This window comes from Mesorhizobium sp. M1D.F.Ca.ET.231.01.1.1, assembly GCF_003999155.2.
Lineage (GTDB): Bacteria > Pseudomonadota > Alphaproteobacteria > Rhizobiales > Rhizobiaceae > Mesorhizobium.
This window is the reverse complement of sequence record NZ_RZOZ02000005.1, coordinates 316,458-333,237: the sequence shown is the minus strand read 5'-3', so window position 1 is coordinate 333,237 and position 16,780 is coordinate 316,458. Positions and strand designations below refer to the sequence as shown.

Annotated in this window: 17 protein-coding genes and 2 pseudogenes; 9 read left to right on the top strand and 10 right to left on the bottom strand. The window is 64.0% G+C overall.

Annotation, left to right across the window (positions count from 1 at the left end):
• Positions 1-74: 74 nt before the first annotated feature.
• Positions 75-989 (bottom strand): LysR substrate-binding domain-containing protein, encoded by a 915-nt coding sequence (locus tag EN874_RS16555; protein ID WP_127425694.1) that lies wholly within the window; start codon positions 987-989, stop codon positions 75-77.
• Positions 990-1,091: 102 nt separating this feature from the next.
• Here EN874_RS16555 and EN874_RS16550 point away from each other — a divergent pair, with 102 nt between their 5' ends.
• From EN874_RS16550 to EN874_RS34405, 4 genes and pseudogenes are all read left to right on the top strand, one after another.
• On the top strand, positions 1,092-1,640 hold the full coding sequence (locus EN874_RS16550) for a hypothetical protein (RefSeq protein ID WP_127425693.1): 549 nt from the start codon (positions 1,092-1,094) through the stop codon (positions 1,638-1,640).
• Positions 1,641-1,642: 2 nt separating this feature from the next.
• Positions 1,643-1,876 (top strand): annotated as a pseudogene (locus tag EN874_RS16545) (Atu4866 domain-containing protein); the annotation flags it as partial.
• Positions 1,877-2,042: 166 nt separating this feature from the next.
• Positions 2,043-2,675 (top strand): annotated as a pseudogene (locus tag EN874_RS34410) (MATE family efflux transporter); the annotation flags it as partial.
• Between the two features lie 203 nt (positions 2,676-2,878).
• Positions 2,879-3,523 carry an MATE family efflux transporter gene (locus EN874_RS34405; protein ID WP_348631733.1) on the top strand — a complete coding sequence of 215 codons (645 nt, stop codon included), beginning with the start codon at positions 2,879-2,881 and terminating at the stop codon, positions 3,521-3,523.
• A 21-nt stretch (positions 3,524-3,544) separates the two neighbouring features.
• Here the strand turns inward: EN874_RS34405 and EN874_RS16535 are convergent, their stop codons facing one another.
• A complete protein-coding gene (locus EN874_RS16535; RefSeq protein WP_127425691.1) occupies positions 3,545-4,753 on the bottom strand; it encodes an MFS transporter in 1,209 nt (402 codons plus the stop codon).
• A gap of 143 nt (positions 4,754-4,896) precedes the next feature.
• Between EN874_RS16535 and EN874_RS16530 the strand changes: the two genes are divergently transcribed.
• Positions 4,897-5,472, top strand: a complete 576-nt coding sequence (locus tag EN874_RS16530) for a TMEM175 family protein (protein ID WP_127425690.1) — start codon at positions 4,897-4,899, stop codon at positions 5,470-5,472.
• A gap of 4 nt (positions 5,473-5,476) precedes the next feature.
• Here the strand turns inward: EN874_RS16530 and EN874_RS16525 are convergent, their stop codons facing one another.
• Positions 5,477-5,758: a hypothetical protein gene (locus EN874_RS16525; protein ID WP_127425689.1), complete on the bottom strand. Its 282-nt coding sequence runs from the start codon at positions 5,756-5,758 to the stop codon at positions 5,477-5,479.
• 195 nt (positions 5,759-5,953) lie between these two features.
• On the opposite strand from EN874_RS16525, the gene EN874_RS16520 reads away from it, so the two are divergent.
• Positions 5,954-6,820, top strand: a complete 867-nt coding sequence (locus EN874_RS16520) for an SDR family NAD(P)-dependent oxidoreductase (RefSeq protein WP_127425688.1) — start codon at positions 5,954-5,956, stop codon at positions 6,818-6,820.
• Positions 6,821-6,828: 8 nt separating this feature from the next.
• Here the strand turns inward: EN874_RS16520 and EN874_RS16515 are convergent, their stop codons facing one another.
• The 3 genes from EN874_RS16515 to EN874_RS16505 form a co-directional block, all read right to left on the bottom strand.
• A complete protein-coding gene (locus tag EN874_RS16515) occupies positions 6,829-7,257 on the bottom strand; it encodes a low affinity iron permease family protein (RefSeq protein ID WP_168247513.1) in 429 nt (142 codons plus the stop codon).
• A gap of 277 nt (positions 7,258-7,534) precedes the next feature.
• Positions 7,535-8,176, bottom strand: coding sequence for a DapH/DapD/GlmU-related protein (locus tag EN874_RS16510; RefSeq protein WP_127425687.1), 642 nt, complete (start codon positions 8,174-8,176; stop codon positions 7,535-7,537).
• Positions 8,177-8,350: 174 nt separating this feature from the next.
• Positions 8,351-8,815, bottom strand: a complete 465-nt coding sequence (locus tag EN874_RS16505; protein ID WP_127425821.1) for a CreA family protein — start codon at positions 8,813-8,815, stop codon at positions 8,351-8,353.
• Between the two features lie 247 nt (positions 8,816-9,062).
• Between EN874_RS16505 and EN874_RS16500 the strand changes: the two genes are divergently transcribed.
• The 3 genes from EN874_RS16500 to EN874_RS16490 all read left to right on the top strand — a co-directional run bounded on the left by EN874_RS16500 (position 9,063) and on the right by EN874_RS16490 (position 12,619).
• A complete protein-coding gene (locus tag EN874_RS16500; protein WP_126088492.1) occupies positions 9,063-9,638 on the top strand; it encodes an SCO family protein in 576 nt (191 codons plus the stop codon).
• 65 nt (positions 9,639-9,703) lie between these two features.
• Positions 9,704-10,576 (top strand): 50S ribosomal protein L11 methyltransferase, encoded by an 873-nt coding sequence (locus EN874_RS16495; RefSeq protein ID WP_127425686.1) that lies wholly within the window; start codon positions 9,704-9,706, stop codon positions 10,574-10,576.
• Between the two features lie 198 nt (positions 10,577-10,774).
• A complete protein-coding gene (locus tag EN874_RS16490; RefSeq protein ID WP_127425685.1) occupies positions 10,775-12,619 on the top strand; it encodes an aminopeptidase P family protein in 1,845 nt (614 codons plus the stop codon).
• 3 nt (positions 12,620-12,622) lie between these two features.
• Here the strand turns inward: EN874_RS16490 and EN874_RS16485 are convergent, their stop codons facing one another.
• The 4 genes from EN874_RS16485 to ligA all read right to left on the bottom strand — a co-directional run bounded on the left by EN874_RS16485 (position 12,623) and on the right by ligA (position 16,747).
• Positions 12,623-12,919, bottom strand: a complete 297-nt coding sequence (locus EN874_RS16485; protein ID WP_127425684.1) for an AzlD family protein — start codon at positions 12,917-12,919, stop codon at positions 12,623-12,625.
• Entirely contained in the window at positions 12,916-13,644 is a 729-nt protein-coding gene (locus EN874_RS16480) for an AzlC family ABC transporter permease (RefSeq protein ID WP_127425683.1), read from the bottom strand. Before EN874_RS16480 ends, EN874_RS16485 begins: the two co-directional genes overlap by 4 nt.
• Positions 13,645-13,853: 209 nt before the next feature.
• Entirely contained in the window at positions 13,854-14,540 is a 687-nt protein-coding gene (locus tag EN874_RS16475) for a TIGR02453 family protein (RefSeq protein WP_127425682.1), read from the bottom strand.
• Positions 14,540-16,747: an NAD-dependent DNA ligase LigA gene (gene ligA, locus EN874_RS16470; RefSeq protein WP_127425681.1), complete on the bottom strand. Its 2,208-nt coding sequence runs from the start codon at positions 16,745-16,747 to the stop codon at positions 14,540-14,542. The genes EN874_RS16475 and ligA overlap by 1 nt, the downstream gene beginning before the upstream one ends.
• Positions 16,748-16,780: the final 33 nt, after the last annotated feature.

Here is a 16,780-nt window from a genome sequence, read left to right as displayed (position 1 = left end):
TCTCGATTTCCCTTCCGAGCGCGGGATAACAAAGTGACTTTGCCGTGCTCGCGGCGGCATACGGTCGGTGGCGGTCAGCGCGATCGAGCGCGACGTCCACCCGAGTGGCTGGCCTTGATGTGATCGACCAGGGCCCGCAGTTTCGGAGCCATATTCCTTCTGTTTGGGAAATACAGGAAAAAGCCCGGAAATGACGGCAGATATTCTTCGACCAAGGAGACGAGCGCGCCGCTCTCGATATAGGGGCGGAAAGTCTCCTCGGTAGCGAAGGTGATACCGGCGCCGGCCAGAGCGCTGCGCAGCATAAGGCGCAGATCATTGGTGGTGATCTGCGGCTCAACCGAGACAGCGAAGGAAGTGCCGTTCTCCTCGAATTCCCATCGGTGGGGCGCGATTTCCGGCGAGCGGCGCCAACCAATGCAGCGGTGGCGGACCAGATCGCGGGGATGTTCCGGCATGCCGTTCGCCAAGAGGTATTCAGGAGAAGCGATGACAGCCTCTCTCACTTGTCCACCGATGGCTACGGCGATCATGTCCTGCTCTATGACCTCGCCCAACCGAACCCCGGCATCGAACCCGGCGGCAACGATGTCGAATTCCTCATCCGTTACGGTGACATCGACAATCACGTGCGGATGCGCTTCGGCAAAGGCCGCCAACAAAGGGCCGGAAAGAAACGGCTCGGCAATCGAGGTGACCGCGATCCTCAGTCTCCCCCACGGGGATTGATCGCCGTCGACACTTTCAAGCGCCTGCACGATATCGGACATCGGCTGACAGAGCGCATCATAGAGCCGCTGTCCCGCCTCGGTCAGGCGCACGGCTCTGGTGGTTCGCGTCACCAGCGTAGCACCGAAACCATCTTCAAACCGTCGTATTCCCTGGCTGACGGCAGAGCGGGTGACACCTAGACGATCGGCGGCGGCGCGAAAATTGTCCTCCTCGGCCACGGCGAGAAAGAGGGGAAGAAGATTGTAGTCTAGCTGCATTGTCAAATTTCACTAACCACCTGGTCGAGCATTCGACAGATACACGCAACATCGATTCTCGTCCAACCTTCTGAGCATTCGACAACCAGAAGGAACATCGACATGAAAGCGCTACTTCTCACAACCTGCCTGCTGGCCTTGGCTGAACCAGTCGCGGCTCAACCCTGTCCGCAGGGCGGAGACGACGCTCCACTTGCCCTTCACAAGTCGTGGATCATGGACGGATGGGAACGCCGTCAAGGCGATCCGACTTTCGTCTTCGCTGAGAAGATGAGCCGCTACTATGATGTGAACGCGCCGCGCGGCGTTTTCTACGACAATTTCGCACCCGGCGCGTCACAGCTCTTCGACAACGCCGCTGTCTACGGAGCGAACTGGGAAGATCTGCAAAATGGCGCACGCTCCGTTCTCCACGCGCTCACCGGCGGCGATGACCAGATTGCCGGAGACAATGTCGCCTCCACGACGATCGGTTTTGTCGGGCGGATCAGCCGCCTCGACGGAAAGGTCGTCGCATTCGACGGACGATCGCAACTCGGTTGGGCCTGCATCGACGGCGCGTGGAAGATCCGTCAGGAGCTGAACTACGCTCGGGTGGTCAAGCCGGAGGATATTGCGCACTACTATCGGCAGAAGGCGCAAGGTAAATGAGCGCTACCCATCCTTACATCGGCGTGTGGGTTACGGCAGACGGCCACATCCGGCATGAACTCCTGCCGACCGGGCGTTATGTCGAGGCACGCGGCAATCGTGAGCGGGCCTACGAGGGGCGCTACGAAATAGACGCGAGCCATATCGACTATTGGGACGACACCGGCTTCACCGCAGACGGCGAGTTCATCGACGGCATCCTGCACCACGCCGGCATGATCCTCTATCGACAATAGATGGTGAAGATATCTCTGTCAGGCGTGGAATTTCGCGCCTGGCCCTTTCAATATGCTCACGCTGCGGGCGGGCACCGCAGGCACCGATCCAGCCCGCCAGGGATGCATCACCATCAGGTCCGCGATAGCATCGCGGGCCTGATTCATTTTCGGTGCCCGCCCAACCATGGATAACAACATGGATGACGACAAGCCCGCTCGGCGACGGACCGGCGACCTGACCAGCGGCCCGATCCCGCGCACGTTGCTGTTGTTCGCCCTGCCGGTGCTCGGCTCCAACGTGCTGCAGTCGCTCAACGGTTCGATCAATGCCGTCTGGGTCGCCCGCTTCCTCGGCGAGGCGGCGCTGACGGCGACCTCCAACGCCAATCTGGTGCTGTTCCTGATCCTCGGCACAGTGTTCGGCATCGGCATGGCGGCAACCATCCTGGTCGCGCAATCGGTCGGCGCCCGCGACCTGCCCGAAGCGCGCCGCATCGTCGGCACCAGCGCCACTTTCTTCTTCCTGGTCTCGGTGGTGTTCGCGGTCTGTGGCTGGATCTGGGTCGACGCCATCCTCGCCGGGCTCGGCACGCCGGCGGACGCCTTGCCGCTGGCGCGCGCCTATCTGCGCATCATCTTCGTCGCCGTGCCGATGATGAACCTTCTGTCCTTCGTCATGACGGTGCTGCGCGGCGCCGGTGATTCGCGCACGCCGTTTGTCTTCATGGTGCTGGCGGTCGTGCTCGACGTCGTCCTGAACCCGCTGCTCATCCGCGGCATCGGCCCCTTCCCCGAGCTTGGCATCGCCGGGTCGGCCGCCTCGACGCTGATCGGACAGATGGTGAGCGTGATCGCCATCCTGATCGTGCTTTATGCGCGCAGGCACCCGCTGCGGCTGGCGGACAGCGACCTCGCTCTGCTCAAGCCCGATCCGGCGCTTTTGCACATCGTCGTCTTCAAGGGCATTCCGATGGGTTTGCAGATGATCGTCATCTCGGCCGCGGCTCTGACGGTGAGGGCATCGTCAACACCTATGGCTCGCAGGTCGCGGCAGCCTATGGCATCGCCGCACAGCTCTGGACCTATATCCAGATGCCGGCTCTGGCCATCGGCGCTGCCGTCTCCTCGATGGCGGCGCAGAATGTCGGCGCCGGGCGCTGGGATCGCATCGGCAAGGTCGCCGCTTCTGGCGTCGGCTTCAACCTCGTGCTCACCGGCGCGCTGGTGGCGCTGATCTTCCTCTTCGACCGCCCGGTGCTCGGACTTTTCCTGAGCGGCGACAGCACGGCGATCGATATCGCCGCCCACATAAACAAGTCGGCGTCCTGGTCCTTCATCCTGTTCGGCGTCACCATCGTGCTCTTCGCCACGGTGCGTGCTACCGGCGCCGTCATGCCGCCGCTGATCATCCTGATCGTCTCGGTGCTGATCGTGCGGACCGGCTTTGCCTATTCCATGCGAAGCGTCATCGGCCAGGAAGCGCTGTGGTGGAGCTTTCCGGCCGGCTCGATCGCCTCTCTGGTGCTCGCCGCCGCCTATTATCGTTTCGGCCGCTGGCGTACCCTGCATATGATCGAGGACCGTCCGGCTGCCGGCGAGCCGCCCGACACGCTCGGCGTGCCGCGCCAGCGCGCGCACCTCTCGCCCGAAACGCCGAACGGCTGACATCGTGTTGGAATAGGCAAACTATCGGGCGTATTTGGCGCCAAACCCCAGCGCCACGAGCGAAAAGGTCGTGATCATGCCGGCGAAGGCCAGGCTGGCGACGGTCGCGCTCGTCAGACTCGACAAGACGCCGATGCCGATCACCGGCAACGCATTGCCGCAGAAGCAGCAGACGAAGAAGGCCGAGACCACCTCGGCGCGCCGGTCGACCGGCGCGATATGGTTCACCACCTGCAGGCCGCCACGATAGCCGAACGCCGCCGCCACGCCGCAGAAGGCCGTGGCGACGATCATCAACGCCATCGACGCAAAGACCTGCGCAGCGACGACCAGCGCCACCGTCGGGATCATCAGCACAAGTGCCGCCAGCATGACGGTGCGGCTGGCGAGCCGTGCCGTCGCCAGGATTGTCGCGGCGGTCACGACCGCAAGCTCGAAAAACAGCGCGCCGGCCTCGGCGTGGTTGGTGACATGCAGTTGCTGGGCCAGAACGCTCGGCGCCAGCGCAGCATAGAAACCGACGAGCGCCATCGCGCCGAAGCCGGTCACCGCCGGCGCCACGAACCGCGCGCGGATGCCGTCGGGAACCGAGAGCCGCGGTCGCATCGGGACGTCGGAGAGCCGCTTCCGCTCGGACACGGTCTCGCGGGTGCGCCAGATCAGCAGCGTGACCAGCACCAGCAGAACGAGATAGACGGCGAATGTCAGCCTGAGCGGCCAGGGCGCATATTCGGCGAGCAGCCCCGATGTCAGGGCGCCGAGGCCGAGGCCGACGAAATTGGTGCTGGTGGCAATGACGGCGGCGCGCGACTTGTCCTCGCCTTCGATCAGTTCGGCGAGCCAGGCGGTGCCGGTTCCCGCGCCGATCCCGATGCCGAGCCCGCTGAGGATGCGGGCGGCGTCGAGCCACGCCAGATTTTCGGCGAAGAGGAAAAACAGCGCGCTGACAACGGCGACGCCCATCGCCGCCATGGCCGCCGGGCGGCGGCCGACACTGTCCGACAACCGGCCGAAAAACAGCAGCGCCGCCAGATTGCCGACCACATAGACCGCGTAGACCAGCGTCAGCGTGATCTGCGAGAAGCCGAAAGCCTGTTTGTAGATCACATAGAGCGGCGTCAGCGCGGTGCTGCCGGCAAAGAGCGCAGCGATCATGGCCGCAACGACTGCCATTGCGATACCGCCGCCAAGTTCTTTGTCGCGTGCGATGGTCTGAGCGTAGCTGGTCATCGGAACCTCCGGCCAGTTTGCAAACCCCTGGCCCCCATGTAGGAGCGGCCCACCCGCTTGCCGAACGCCCTCCTGACAATTGTGGCAGTATGGCCTTGCGCACTGTCCCCCCGTAACGTCTGCCGGCCGACGAGGGAGGAATCATGGGCAAGGGACGGGTCGAAGCATTCACCGATGGCGTCGTCGCCATCATCATCACCATTATGGTGCTGGAGCTGAAGGTGCCGCATGGCGAGGACTTCGCAGCGCTGGCGCCGCTCTGGCCGGTTTTCTTCAGCTATGTGCTGTCTTTCATTAATGTCGGCATCTACTGGAACAATCTGCACAACATGTTCCATACCGTGCAGCGGGTTGACGGCCGCGTATTGTGGGCGAACTTGCACTTGCTGTTCTGGCTGTCGCTGATGCCGGTGACGACCGCCTTCATGGGCGAGAACCATTTCGCGCCAGTGCCCGTCGCCGTCTATGGCGTCGATCTCGTGCTCTGCGCGTTCGCTTACTACATTCTCGTCATCAGGCTGCGCCATTTGCACGGCGCGGACACGACATTCGCCAAGGCTGTGGGCCAAGACCGCAAGGGCAAGATTTCGCTGGCGATCTATATCGCAGGCGTGCTGCTCACTTTCGTCAACCAGTGGATTGGCGTCGCGCTCTATGTAACGGTTGCGATGATCTGGTTCGTGCCGGACAAGCGTTTCGAACGTCTGATCGAAAAGTAGCGCCCTACCGCCGCATCGCCTTCAGCTTCTCGGCCACCGAGGCGGCAAGGTCGGCATAGCGCTCCTCCAGCCGCTCGGCCGCCTTGATGACGGGAAAATCGTGGCCGAACTTATCCAGCGCCAGGCGCAGCTTCTCGGCGAAATCGGCCTGTTTCTCCAGCGCCGCGAACAGGGTCTTGACCTGCGTCTCGCTGATATCGGGATTGGCGAGCATCTTCGGCACCTCGCGACCCATCTGGTCGCCGGTTGCAGTCTGCTCCTTCAGGATGCCGATCCAGTCGGTCAAAACCGAACTCCTTTTCTGGGCAGCATGCGCGGCGCGAGCCATCGCGGTCAACCCGTTGCCGCCGTCGCGGTCAACCAGTTGCCGCTATGGCGGTCAACCAGTTGCCGCTATGGCGGTCAACGTTGCCGCCATCAAGGCTTGTCTCGGCTCTCGCCGGCGTTAAGTTCGGCTCGACCCAGAACAAGGACATCGACCATGACCAGCGACGCCGAAATCCAGACCGCCCTGCCCGCTTTCGCCTCCGGCAATGTCGCCGTCATCACCGGCGGCGCCAGCGGTATCGGCCTTGCCGCCGCGAAACGGTTCGCTGCCATGGGCATGAAGACAGTGATTGCCGATTTCGGCAGCGTGCGTCTCGACCAGGCGCGACAGGCGGTCGCCGCCATTGCCGGGGACGATGCCGTTCTCCCGATACCCACCGACGTCTCCAAGGCCGACGAAGTCGACCGCCTGGCGGAACTCGCCTACGGTGCATTCGGCGCGGTGTCGGTGCTGATGAACAATGCCGGCGTCGGCAACAATCCGGGCAAGCCGTGGGAAAACCGTGACGCCTGGAAGCGGCTGCTGGACATCAATTTCTGGGGCGTCGTGCACGGTGTCGAGGCCTTCGCGCCGCGCATGCTGGCCGCAGGCAGGTCCGGGCTGATCATCAACACCGGGTCCAAGCAAGGCATCACCACGCCGCCCGGCAATCTCGCCTACAACGTCTCCAAGGCCGGCGTGAAGACTTTCACCGAGGGTCTGGCGCATGCGCTGCGCAACGAGCCGGGAGCAAAGGTTTCCGCGCACCTCTTGATACCGGGTTTCACCTATACCGGCCTGACCGAGGGCGCGACGGAAAAGCCGGCCGGCGCCTGGACAGGCGAGCAGGTGATCGATTTCATGCTCGGATCGCTGATCGACGACGACTTCTACATCCTCTGCCCCGACAACGAGGTCGCGCGGCCGACGGATGAAAAGCGCATGGCCTGGGCGATCGGCGACATCATCGAGAACCGCCCCGCCCTGTCGCGCTGGCACCCGGATCACAACGACGCTTTCGCCGCCTTCATGAACCGCTGACGGGCCGCTCAAGCTGCTTTCTTCTTGGAACCGTTCTTCCTCGCCACGGCCTTCTTGACAGCAGCCTGGGCGACCTCCCGGTCATGCCGCTTTGCGGCCTCTTCGCATTTGTCGCGAATCTCCTCGACCTCGGATTCGGTCAGATGCTCGATACCGATGAAGGTGTTGTGGGCCCGGCTCACCCGGATCAGCTCGTCGAGTTTGGTCTGGATGGCCGCGCTGTCGCGATTTTGCGTGTTCTGGATGAGGAACACCATCAGGAAGGTGACGATGGTTGTGCCGGTGTTGATGACCAGTTGCCAAGTATCGGAGAAGCCGAAGATTGGACCGCTCAACGCCCAGGCGACGACGATCAGAATGCAGAAGGCGAAGGTCGGCGGCATACCGGCCAGGTGAGCCACCCAATTGGCAATCCGGGTAAAAAGTTTCTCGATCATCGATCCCTCGACGAGCCGCCATCGCGCGGCATTTCGAGATAGAAACAAGGCGGCGGCACCTCCGGTTCCCGCCGTTGGAGTTTTCCGACGCAGACGCTTGCAATCGGATACACGCGAAAGGCGTGCGGACATGAAGAAACAACTTATCCGTTTTTTGCCATAGTGCCCGGTGCAGGCCAAAAAAGCCTGCTCCTTCCGCTTCACGGCGGTTTGCCTCCAGCCCCTTCCGCTGCGCCACCCCCGCATGGCGGAAGGGGCACCGACCCCCCGCAAAATGTCAGAAAGGCTCGTTTTCCCAACGATCGAGGAAGGCTTCGATCGGCAATGACTGCATGTCGGGAATGGCCTTTGCCAATTTCTCCGGCGCCCAATCCCACCAGGCAAGCTTCTCGATGCGCGCCGCGACATCGGCGGCGAACCGCTGCCGCAGCGGCTTCGCGGGGACGCCGGCGACGATTGCGTAAGGCGGCACGTCACTCGTCACCACTGCATTGGCGCCGATGACGGCGCCGTTGCCGATCGTAACCCCTGGCATGACGACGGCGCCATGGCCGATCCAGACATCGTGCCCGATGCCGACCGGCTTTGCCTGCCGCCGCTCGCGAAAGGCCCCGTCGACGCCGAGCCAACGGAAATATTCGTTCGGGCGGTAGCTGACCTTGTGCTGGGTCAGCCGCTCGATCGGATGCTCGAGCGCGTTGATGCGGCTGTTGGCGGCGATCGAGCAGAATTTGCCGATCGTCGTGTAGATCGCTTCCGAATGCCGCTCGAAATAGGAAAAGTCGCCGACCGTCACCTCGCGCAGGATCACCCGCTCGCCGATCGAGGCGTAGCGGCCGAGCTTGCACCCCTTCAGTTCCGCGGTCGGATGGATGCGCGGCTCGGGATCTTTGAGCACGAGGTGTTCAGGACGGTCCATGGCGCGGCTTTACGCCCGCGCGATTGGTCCCGCAAGCGGCACCAATCGTCCGTTCGGCAAGCCGAAAGTGCGTCGCGATCTTCCAGATTCGCTCCATGCGCTTAAGGTTTTTGATTTTACCCATGTCTTTGTCCCGAAACCGGTTCCTACTTTCGGGAGACATGCTTTGGGTGCCTATTGCGGCTTGCCCTTCGTCCACACGACGTTTTGGCCGTAGAGCGGCACGGTGGTGACCGACATCTTCGCCGAGCCGTTCTGCACCTGGCGCGAATGCGACAGATAGATCAGCGTCTCGTTGTTCTTGTCGTAGATGCGGTTCACCACCTGCTTCTTCCAGATCAGGCTGAGGCCTTGCTTGAACACCTCCTCACCGCCCTCGCTCATGTCGATGTCGCCGATGGTGATCGGTCCGGTCTGGCGACAGGAGATCGAGGAATCCGATGGATCCTCGAACCAATTGCCCTTGTGCAGCCGGTCGATGATGCTGCGGTCGAAATAGGCGACGTGGCAGGTGACGCCGTCGACTTTCGGATCCTTGATCGCGTCGATCATGATGTCGTTGCCGACCCAGTCGACGCCGACCTTGCCGACCTCGTCCGCCAACGCGGCGCCGGCGCTCAGGGCAAGGCATGCGGCCATCAAGCCGATCAGTTTTCGCAAGGAAGCCTCCTCGGGTTCGCGTTCAGCCGATGTCAGGTGGGATAGGACCATGGCATTTGCAAGCCGTTCGATGCCGTCGGGCTCGGCCCCTCTCCGTGGGCGGCCGGTCTCGCGGTTGCGGCAACGCGACATCTTTGCGCGTGCGCCGCCAAACCGTTAAGACTGTCGCCAAAACAGGCCCGCGCACGATCCGCTGGGCCGCGACGATCACGACGGATAGTTTCTGATGATGCGCTCAATCCTGGTCGGCATTCTCGTCCTGATGGCGGCGGGCATCGGCTGGCTCACCTTCGACTGGTACCGCGGCCATTATGGCGGCGAGCCCTACGGCGCCGCGTTCGCGTTGACCGACCAGAAAGGCGCGCCGATCACCGAGGCCGCGTTCCGAGGTCACCCGACCGTTGTATTCTTCGGCTTCACCCACTGCCCCGAGGTCTGTCCGACCACGCTGTTCGAACTGGCCGGCTGGCTGAAGACGATGGGCGATGACGGCAAGAACCTCAACGCCTACTTCGTCACGGTGGATCCGGAGCGCGACACGCCCGAGATCATCAATTCCTACGTCAGCAATTTCTCCGACCGCATCACCGGCATCACCGGCGATCCGGACAAGGTCCATGCCATGGCCAAGGCCTTCGGCATCTACTGGAAGAAGGTCGACACCGGCGACGGCGACTACACCATGGACCACACGGCCTCCGTGCTGCTGCTCAACGCCAGGGGCGAGTTCGCCGGCACCATCGCCTATGGCGAAAGCGCCGATACCGCCATTGCCAAGCTGAAGCGATTGGCGGCGGGCTAGAGCATGATCCCGAAAAGTGGCGTCCGGTTTTCGGAAAAGATCATGCTCAGACGAGAACTAGCCTGATGGCGCAGACCAGGCTGCATTTCACCGCCGGCAAGGCCGAAGCCGACCGCATCTTCGCCGCGCTCGACGCCGCCTTCGAGGATGAAGGCCTGCCGCTTGCCGTGCTGGAGGTCGACGAGTCCAACGACATCCACGAAATCTCGCTTTACGCCGACGGCGATGTCGATGCCATCGAAGCCCGGATCAACGACATCCTCGCGGGCCTCGCCTTGTCGAAGCAGGTCGAACGCGAAGCGCTGCCCGACATCGACTGGGTGGCGCGCTCGCTCGAAGGTCTGAAGCCGGTCCGCGCCGGGCGCTTCTTCGTCCATGGCGCGCATGATCGCGGCAAGCGCCACAGCAGCGATCTCGCCATCGAGATCGAGGCGGGCCTCGCCTTCGGCACCGGCCATCACGGCACCACCGCCGGCTGCCTCGTAATGCTGGACCAGGTGGTGCGACGCGAGCGCCCGCGCAACGCGCTGGATCTCGGCACGGGAAGCGCGGTGCTGGCGATTGCGCTGGCGAAGCTCGCGCATATTCCGGTGCTGGCAACCGACATCGACCCAGTCGCGGTCCGCGTCGCTGCCGCCAATGCGCGCCTCAACCACATCAAGGCGCTGGTCGAGACGGTGACGGCGCGGGGTTTCCATCATCCGATCTTCGCCAGGCGCGCCCCCTTCGACCTGATCGTCGCCAACATCCTGGCGCGGCCGCTGATGCGGCTGGCGCCACAGATGGCCAGGCACATTAAGCTGGGCGGCTCGCTGGTGCTCTCCGGCATCCTCGACCGCCAGCGCGATGCGGTGATCTCGGCCTATGTCGGCCAGGCTTTCCGCCACGTCCGCACCTTGCACCGCGAGGGCTGGGTGACGATCCACCTCAAGCGGTGAATCAGACTCGATTCAATCCCGCCTGGCCTGCCGAAACTGATTCCGGTTTGCAGGTGTATGCGTTACGGTCGCGGCTACAGCGCCGCGCGTCCTTTGGACGCGCAAAGGACGCTGTAGCACTTTGATTTCGCGCATGATCCTTTCCGAAAATCGACTCCGATTTTCGGGGTCATGCGCCGCCATTCGAGGGAGACGACCATGTTCCAGACCTTTGATTCCGCCGGTGACCCGGCTGTCGGCAAGCCGCGCGTGGCGATGCTGCGCCAATGGCTGGCGGAGAACGGCCTGGACGGCTTCATGGTGACGCGCGCCGACGAACATCAGGGCGAATATGTCGCCGACCGCTCGGCGCGGCTGAAATGGCTGACCGGCTTTTCCGGCTCGGCCGGCGTCGCCATCATCCTGCGCGACCGCGCCTTCATCTTCGTTGACGGCCGCTACACGCTGCAGGTGCGCGGCGAGGTCGACCTTTCGATCTTCACCGTCGAAAGCCTCGTCGACAATCCGCCGGCCTCCTGGATCAACGACAATCTCGGCAAGGGCGCCAGGCTCGGCTTCGACCCCTGGCTGCATACGATCGGCGAGGTCAAGGCGCTGAAAGCTTCGGCCGAGCAGTCCGGCGCGACGCTGGTGCCGCTCGACAGGAACCCGATCGACATCATCTGGAAAGACCAGCCGGAGCCGCCGCGCGCACCGGTGGAGCTCCATCCGATCGCCTTTGCCGGCGAACTCGCCAAGGACAAGCTGGCGCGCCTGGCGGGTGCGATCGAAAAGGATGGCGCGACGCACGCCGTGCTCACGGACCCCTCTTCAATAGCCTGGGCCTTCAACATCCGTGGCGGTGACGTGGCGCACACGCCGCTGGCGCTCGGCTTCGCCATCCTCGCCGCTGACGGCAAGCACCAGCTCTTCATGGACCCGCGCAAATTCTCGCGCCAGGTCGCGGCCTATCTCACCCAGCTTGCCGACCTGCACGATCCGGGCGAGTTCGAAGCAGCCATCGCTGGGCTTGCCGACGATGGCGCAAGGATCGCGCTCGATCCCGTGCTGGCGGCGGAAAAGCTCAAGATGCTGGTCGAGGACAATGGCGGCAAGGTCATTTCGGCCGCCGATCCCGCCCGCATCCCGCGCGCGACCAAGAACCAGGCCGAGATCGCCGGCAGCCGCGCCGCGCACCGCCGCGACGGCGCGGCTGTCGCGAAGCTGCTCTGCTGGCTCGACCGGCAGGAGCCGGGCAAGCTCGACGAGATCGACGTCGTCACCAGGCTCGAAGAGGTGCGCCGGCAGACCGGCGAGGAAACGCAGATGCCGCTGCGCGACGTCTCCTTCGACACGATTTCCGGAGCCGGCCCGAACGGCGCCATCATGCATTATCGCGTGTCACGCGCCACCAGCCGCAAGCTTCAGAGCGGCGAGCTGTTCCTGCTCGATTCCGGCGGACAGTACCAGGACGGCACCACCGACATCACCCGCACCGTGCCGATCGGCCAGCCGACCGAGGAGATGCGCGAGCGCTTCACGCTGGTGCTGAAAGGCATGATCGGCATCTCGATGCTGCGCTTTCCGGCCGGCACGCGCGGCTCGGAGATCGATGCGGTCGCCCGCATGGCGCTGTGGAAGCATGGCTGCGACTTCGCCCATGGCACCGGCCACGGCGTCGGCTCCTATCTTGCCGTGCACGAAGGACCGCAGCGCATCGCCCGCACCGGCACCGAGAAGCTGCTTGGCGGCATGATGCTGTCCAACGAACCGGGCTACTACAAGGAGGGCGCCTACGGCATTCGCATCGAGAACCTGATCCTCGTCACGCCCGCCGAACAGATCGAGGGCGGCGACATCGCCGTGCATGGCCTCGAGACGCTGACGCTGGCGCCGATCGACAAGCGCCTCATCCGCACCGACCTTCTGACGCGCGACGAGCTGCACTGGCTCGATCAGTACCACGCACGGGTCTTGGCGGAGATCGGTCCGATGGTGGAAGGCGAAACGCTGGCCTGGCTGGAGAAGGCGACAGCGCCGCTGCCGCACGACGCGAAAATCTGATTTCTACCCGACGAACTGCCTGGCCAGAATCAAGACTGCAGCGCCGGCCAGGAACATCGCCATCAGGCCGCCGCGCAGCGACACTATTGCGGTGACGATCAGTGCCGCCCATTCGGCCGGTCCGGCGCCGAGCACGGCCGGCGCCACCAGCGTCGTCAGCACCGCGGCCGGCACGGCGTTCAAGCCTGCCTCGACCCGTGGATGGATGTTGTCGAAGCGCGAGATGACGAGATGCCCGCCGACGCGGGTGAGATAGGTGGCGACAGCACCAGCGATGATGATCCAGAAAGTGGTGCTCATGGCCGTTCCCCCACGCCGCTGTGATGCGGCGGCAGTATGACGGCGAGCAGCACGCCGGCGACGGCGCCGATCGAAACGTGCCAGGGCGAGCCGACATTCTTGTAGGCGATGATCGAGGCGGCCGCGCTCGCCGCGACCACAGGCAGCCACAGCGGCCGTTTGCGGAAGCCAACCACCAGGCCAAGAAAATAGATCGGCAGCAGGAAATCGATGCCCAGCGCATGGGTGTCAGGGATCATCTTGCCGAACACCGCGCCAAGCGCGCTTTCGATCACCCAGAACACATAGACCGGCAGGCCGAGCCCGAGATACCAGGCAAAGCCGACGGTCTCGCCGGATTGCGCCCTCGCCTCCGACACGGCGTATTGCGGATCGGTCATGATGAAGAAGCCGAGCGCCTGCTGCACCACCGGCCAGTGCGCGATGCGCCGTCCGAGGCCGGCGGAATAGAGCACGTGGCGGAAATTCACGGCGAAGATCGACAGCACGATCAGCCACGGCGCGACATGCTGGCCGAACAGTTCGATGCCGACCATCTGGCTGGCGCCGCCGAAAATCAGCGCGCTCATCAGGAAAGCTTCAAGGACGGAAAAGCCGTTGTCGACAGCTAGAGCGCCAAACAGCACGGCGAACGGCGCCGAAGCGACGACCACCGGCATCGACAACCGTACACCGTCCCAGAACTCGCTCTTGGCGCGGTCTTCGGAGATTGCTTCCGCTGACATCCAACTGCTCCCCTTTTGCATGTCGCCCAGAAGTGCGCCGCGGTTCTGGGATAACGACATGCATCAAAACAAGGACTTGAAGCGCGTCGCCTGAACCCGTTTCAGGCGACGCGCGTCAGGCGGCTTGATGTAGGGAACGTCGCCTTCCTTGTCACACCAATTCGCTTGAGCCGACGATCAGCGGAACTGATCGCGAAACGGATTTCCGGTTATCCGGTCTTGCCCTGTATCGCCCTGCCCCAGTCGAGCAGCGGCTTGGCCCGCAAGGTGAAATCGACGAGCTCGTCGACCAGCGCCGGCGAGTGGATGCCGGCCGGGTCAATTGCCTGCTGGACGTAAAAGTGCCGGTTGCGGATGGCTTCGGCCAACTCGCTGTCAGTGACATGCTCGAAGCCGCGCGGCGTGCGCTTCATGCGATCCTCGGTCTCGAATTCGAGACGGTTCTTCTTCAATGCCGCCACCAGCGCGCGATACTTCTCCGGCCTTGCCGCGATGGCATTGCGCATGGCGAGCAGCAGTTCAGGGCCGGGCTGCCACCAGGCGACGCCGGAGAAACAGCGCTCGAGCCCGATATGCACGTAGAACACGCCCTGCTCCATCTTGGTGCCGTCGGGCGACAGGATCGCCGACAGATGCCGGTTGTAGGGCCGCTTGTCCTTGGAGAAACGCACGTCGCGGTTGATGCGGAACAGCGACTTCTTGCGGTCGCCGCGCAGGCCAAGTCCGGCCGCGGCGAAACGCTCGGTCAGCGTCTGGACGAGATCGCAGAACGGCTCGTGCAGCTCGCTCTCGTACAGGTCGCGGTTCTCCTGGAACCACTCGCGGTTCTGGTGGAAGTCGAGCGCCTTGAGGAACGGAATGGCCTTTTGGCCAAACCCCTTGAACGCGCCGGCCATCAGGCGCCCCTGCCGATCCGCTGCAGCCAGGTGTCCTCGTCGATCACCTCGATGCCGAGCGCGGTGGCGTCCTTGAGCTTGGAGCCGGCGCCCGGGCCGGCCACGACGAGATCGGTCTTGGCCGAAACCGAACCGGCAACCTTGGCGCCCAGGCGCTCCGCCATCGCCTTGGCCTCGGAGCGCGTCATCTTCTCCAGCGTGCCGGTGAACACCACCGTCTTGCCGGAGACCTCGCTGCCGGCCGAAATCTCGACGACATACGGCTTTGGATGGACCTGCGCCAACAGCGCGTCGAGCACGTCGTCGTTGCGCTCGTTGCCGAAGAAGTCGCGCAGCGCGTTGATCACGGTGTCGCCGATGCCGTTGATCGATGGGAAGACGGCGTGCGGATCCTCGGCCTTTGCCGTCTCCTTGCCGATACGGATCAGCTCCTCGATGGTCGAGAACTGGCGGGCAAGGACGGCCGCCGTCGTCTCGCCGATATGGCGGATGCCGAGCGCGAAGATGAAACGGTCGAGCTCCGGCTCGCGGCGCGCGTCGATGGCCGCGAACAGCTTGTCGAGACCCTCGTAGTTGCGATCCTCGACGCTGCGCACATTCTTGCGCGTCTTGCCCGATGCCTCTTCGCGCAGCCTCGCCTGCTCCTCGCGCCGCTCGGCCAGCGCCTTGGTGACGGCCGGCCTGCGGTCCTTCAGCGTGAAGATGTCGGCGGCCGTCTTGACCAGCCCCGAATTGAAGAAGAGGTCGATGTTTTCGGCGCCCAGGCCCTCGATATCGAGCGCGCCGCGCGACACGAAGTGGCGCAGCCCCTCCACGGCTTGCGCGGCGCAGATCAGTTCGCCGGTGCAGCGCCGCCGCGAATCCTCCTTGCCGGTCTTCTCGTTGATCTCACGCGTCGCCGGCGAGCCGCAGACCGGGCAGGTGTGCGGGAATTCGTAAGGCACGGCATTGGCAGGACGCTTGTCGATGACGACGCTGACGATCTGCGGAATGACGTCCCCTGCCCGCTGGATCACCACCGTATCGCCGATGCGGACGTCGATGCCGTCGCGGATCGGCTGGCCATTGCTGTCGAGACCCTTGATGTAGTCTTCGTTGTGCAGCGTGACGTTCTCGACTACCACACCACCGACCGTAACCGGCGCCAGCCGCGCCACCGGCGCCAGCGTGCCAGTGCGGCCGACCTGGATGTCGATCCTCTCGACCGTCGTCATCGCCTGCTCAGCCGGGAATTTGTGGGCGACCGCCCAGCGCGGCTCGCCGGTTACGAAACCCCAGCGGCGCTGCAGCTCAAGCTGATCGACCTTGTAGACGACGCCGTCGATGTCGTAGCCGAGCGACGAGCGCATCTCCTCGATTTGATGATACTGCGCGATGAGCTCCTCGATCGACTTCGCCCGCACCATCAGCGGGCTGACCTTGAAGCCCCACTCGCTGAATTTCTGCACCGAATCATACTGTGTCGGTGCCGGATCAGCGGTCGTGTAGCCCCAGGCATAGGCGAAGAATTTGAGGTTGCGGCTGGCGGTGACCGATGGGTCCTTCTGGCGCAGCGATCCGGCCGCCGTGTTGCGCGGATTGACGTAGTCCTGGCCGCCGACCGCCGCCGAGCGCTGCTTCAGCGCCTCGAATTCGGCATAGGTCATGTAGACCTCGCCCCGGACTTCGATGACCTCCGGCCAGCCCGAGCCCTTCAGCACCTTCGGAATGTCGGCGATCGTCTTCAGATTGGCGGTGATGTCCTCGCCGACGGCGCCGTCGCCGCGCGTCGCGCCTTGCACGAACACGCCGTTTTCATAGCGCAGCGATGCCGACAGCCCATCGATCTTCGGTTCGGCGGTGAAGGCGATGTCGAGATCCTTGTCGCGATCGAAAAAGCGCCGGCCGCGCTCGATGAAATCGGCGACGTCCTGGTCGGTATAGGCCTTGGCGAGGCTGAGCATCGGCACCGCGTGCCGCACCTTGGCAAAGCCTTCCGCCGGCGGCGCGCCGACCCGGCGCGACGGCGAATCCTCGCGCACGAGATCGGGAAAGCGTTCTTCTATGGCGAGGTTGCGCCGCGCCAGCGCGTCATACTCGGCGTCCGAGATCGTCGGCGCGTCTTCCGTATGATAGCGCCGGTCGTGTTCGGCGATCTCCGTCGCCAGCCGCTTCAGCTCATCCGCGGCCTCGCTTTCGCTCAGCGATTCGACTGGTTTTTCCGACATGAAGCGCGGTCCTCGATTAATGGCGCGCCACTA

What these genes read in the sequence shown, in the direction of transcription:
- EN874_RS16555 (WP_127425694.1), bottom strand. Translation starts at nt 989, where the DNA reads ATGCAGCTAGACTACAATCTTCTTCCCCTCTTTCTCGCCGTGGCCGAG.
- EN874_RS16550 (WP_127425693.1), top strand. Translation starts at nt 1,092, where the DNA reads ATGAAAGCGCTACTTCTCACAACCTGCCTGCTGGCCTTGGCTGAACCA.
- EN874_RS16535 (WP_127425691.1), bottom strand. Translation starts at nt 4,753, where the DNA reads ATGACCAGCTACGCTCAGACCATCGCACGCGACAAAGAACTTGGCGGC.
- EN874_RS16530 (WP_127425690.1), top strand. Translation starts at nt 4,897, where the DNA reads ATGGGCAAGGGACGGGTCGAAGCATTCACCGATGGCGTCGTCGCCATC.
- EN874_RS16520 (WP_127425688.1), top strand. Translation starts at nt 5,954, where the DNA reads ATGACCAGCGACGCCGAAATCCAGACCGCCCTGCCCGCTTTCGCCTCC.
- EN874_RS16515 (WP_168247513.1), bottom strand. Translation starts at nt 7,257, where the DNA reads ATGATCGAGAAACTTTTTACCCGGATTGCCAATTGGGTGGCTCACCTG.
- EN874_RS16510 (WP_127425687.1), bottom strand. Translation starts at nt 8,176, where the DNA reads ATGGACCGTCCTGAACACCTCGTGCTCAAAGATCCCGAGCCGCGCATC.
- EN874_RS16505 (WP_127425821.1), bottom strand. Translation starts at nt 8,815, where the DNA reads ATGGCCGCATGCCTTGCCCTGAGCGCCGGCGCCGCGTTGGCGGACGAG.
- EN874_RS16500 (WP_126088492.1), top strand. Translation starts at nt 9,063, where the DNA reads ATGATGCGCTCAATCCTGGTCGGCATTCTCGTCCTGATGGCGGCGGGC.
- EN874_RS16495 (WP_127425686.1), top strand. Translation starts at nt 9,704, where the DNA reads ATGGCGCAGACCAGGCTGCATTTCACCGCCGGCAAGGCCGAAGCCGAC.
- EN874_RS16490 (WP_127425685.1), top strand. Translation starts at nt 10,775, where the DNA reads ATGTTCCAGACCTTTGATTCCGCCGGTGACCCGGCTGTCGGCAAGCCG.
- EN874_RS16485 (WP_127425684.1), bottom strand. Translation starts at nt 12,919, where the DNA reads ATGAGCACCACTTTCTGGATCATCATCGCTGGTGCTGTCGCCACCTAT.
- EN874_RS16480 (WP_127425683.1), bottom strand. Translation starts at nt 13,644, where the DNA reads ATGTCAGCGGAAGCAATCTCCGAAGACCGCGCCAAGAGCGAGTTCTGG.
- EN874_RS16475 (WP_127425682.1), bottom strand. Translation starts at nt 14,540, where the DNA reads ATGGCCGGCGCGTTCAAGGGGTTTGGCCAAAAGGCCATTCCGTTCCTC.
- ligA (WP_127425681.1), bottom strand. Translation starts at nt 16,747, where the DNA reads ATGTCGGAAAAACCAGTCGAATCGCTGAGCGAAAGCGAGGCCGCGGAT.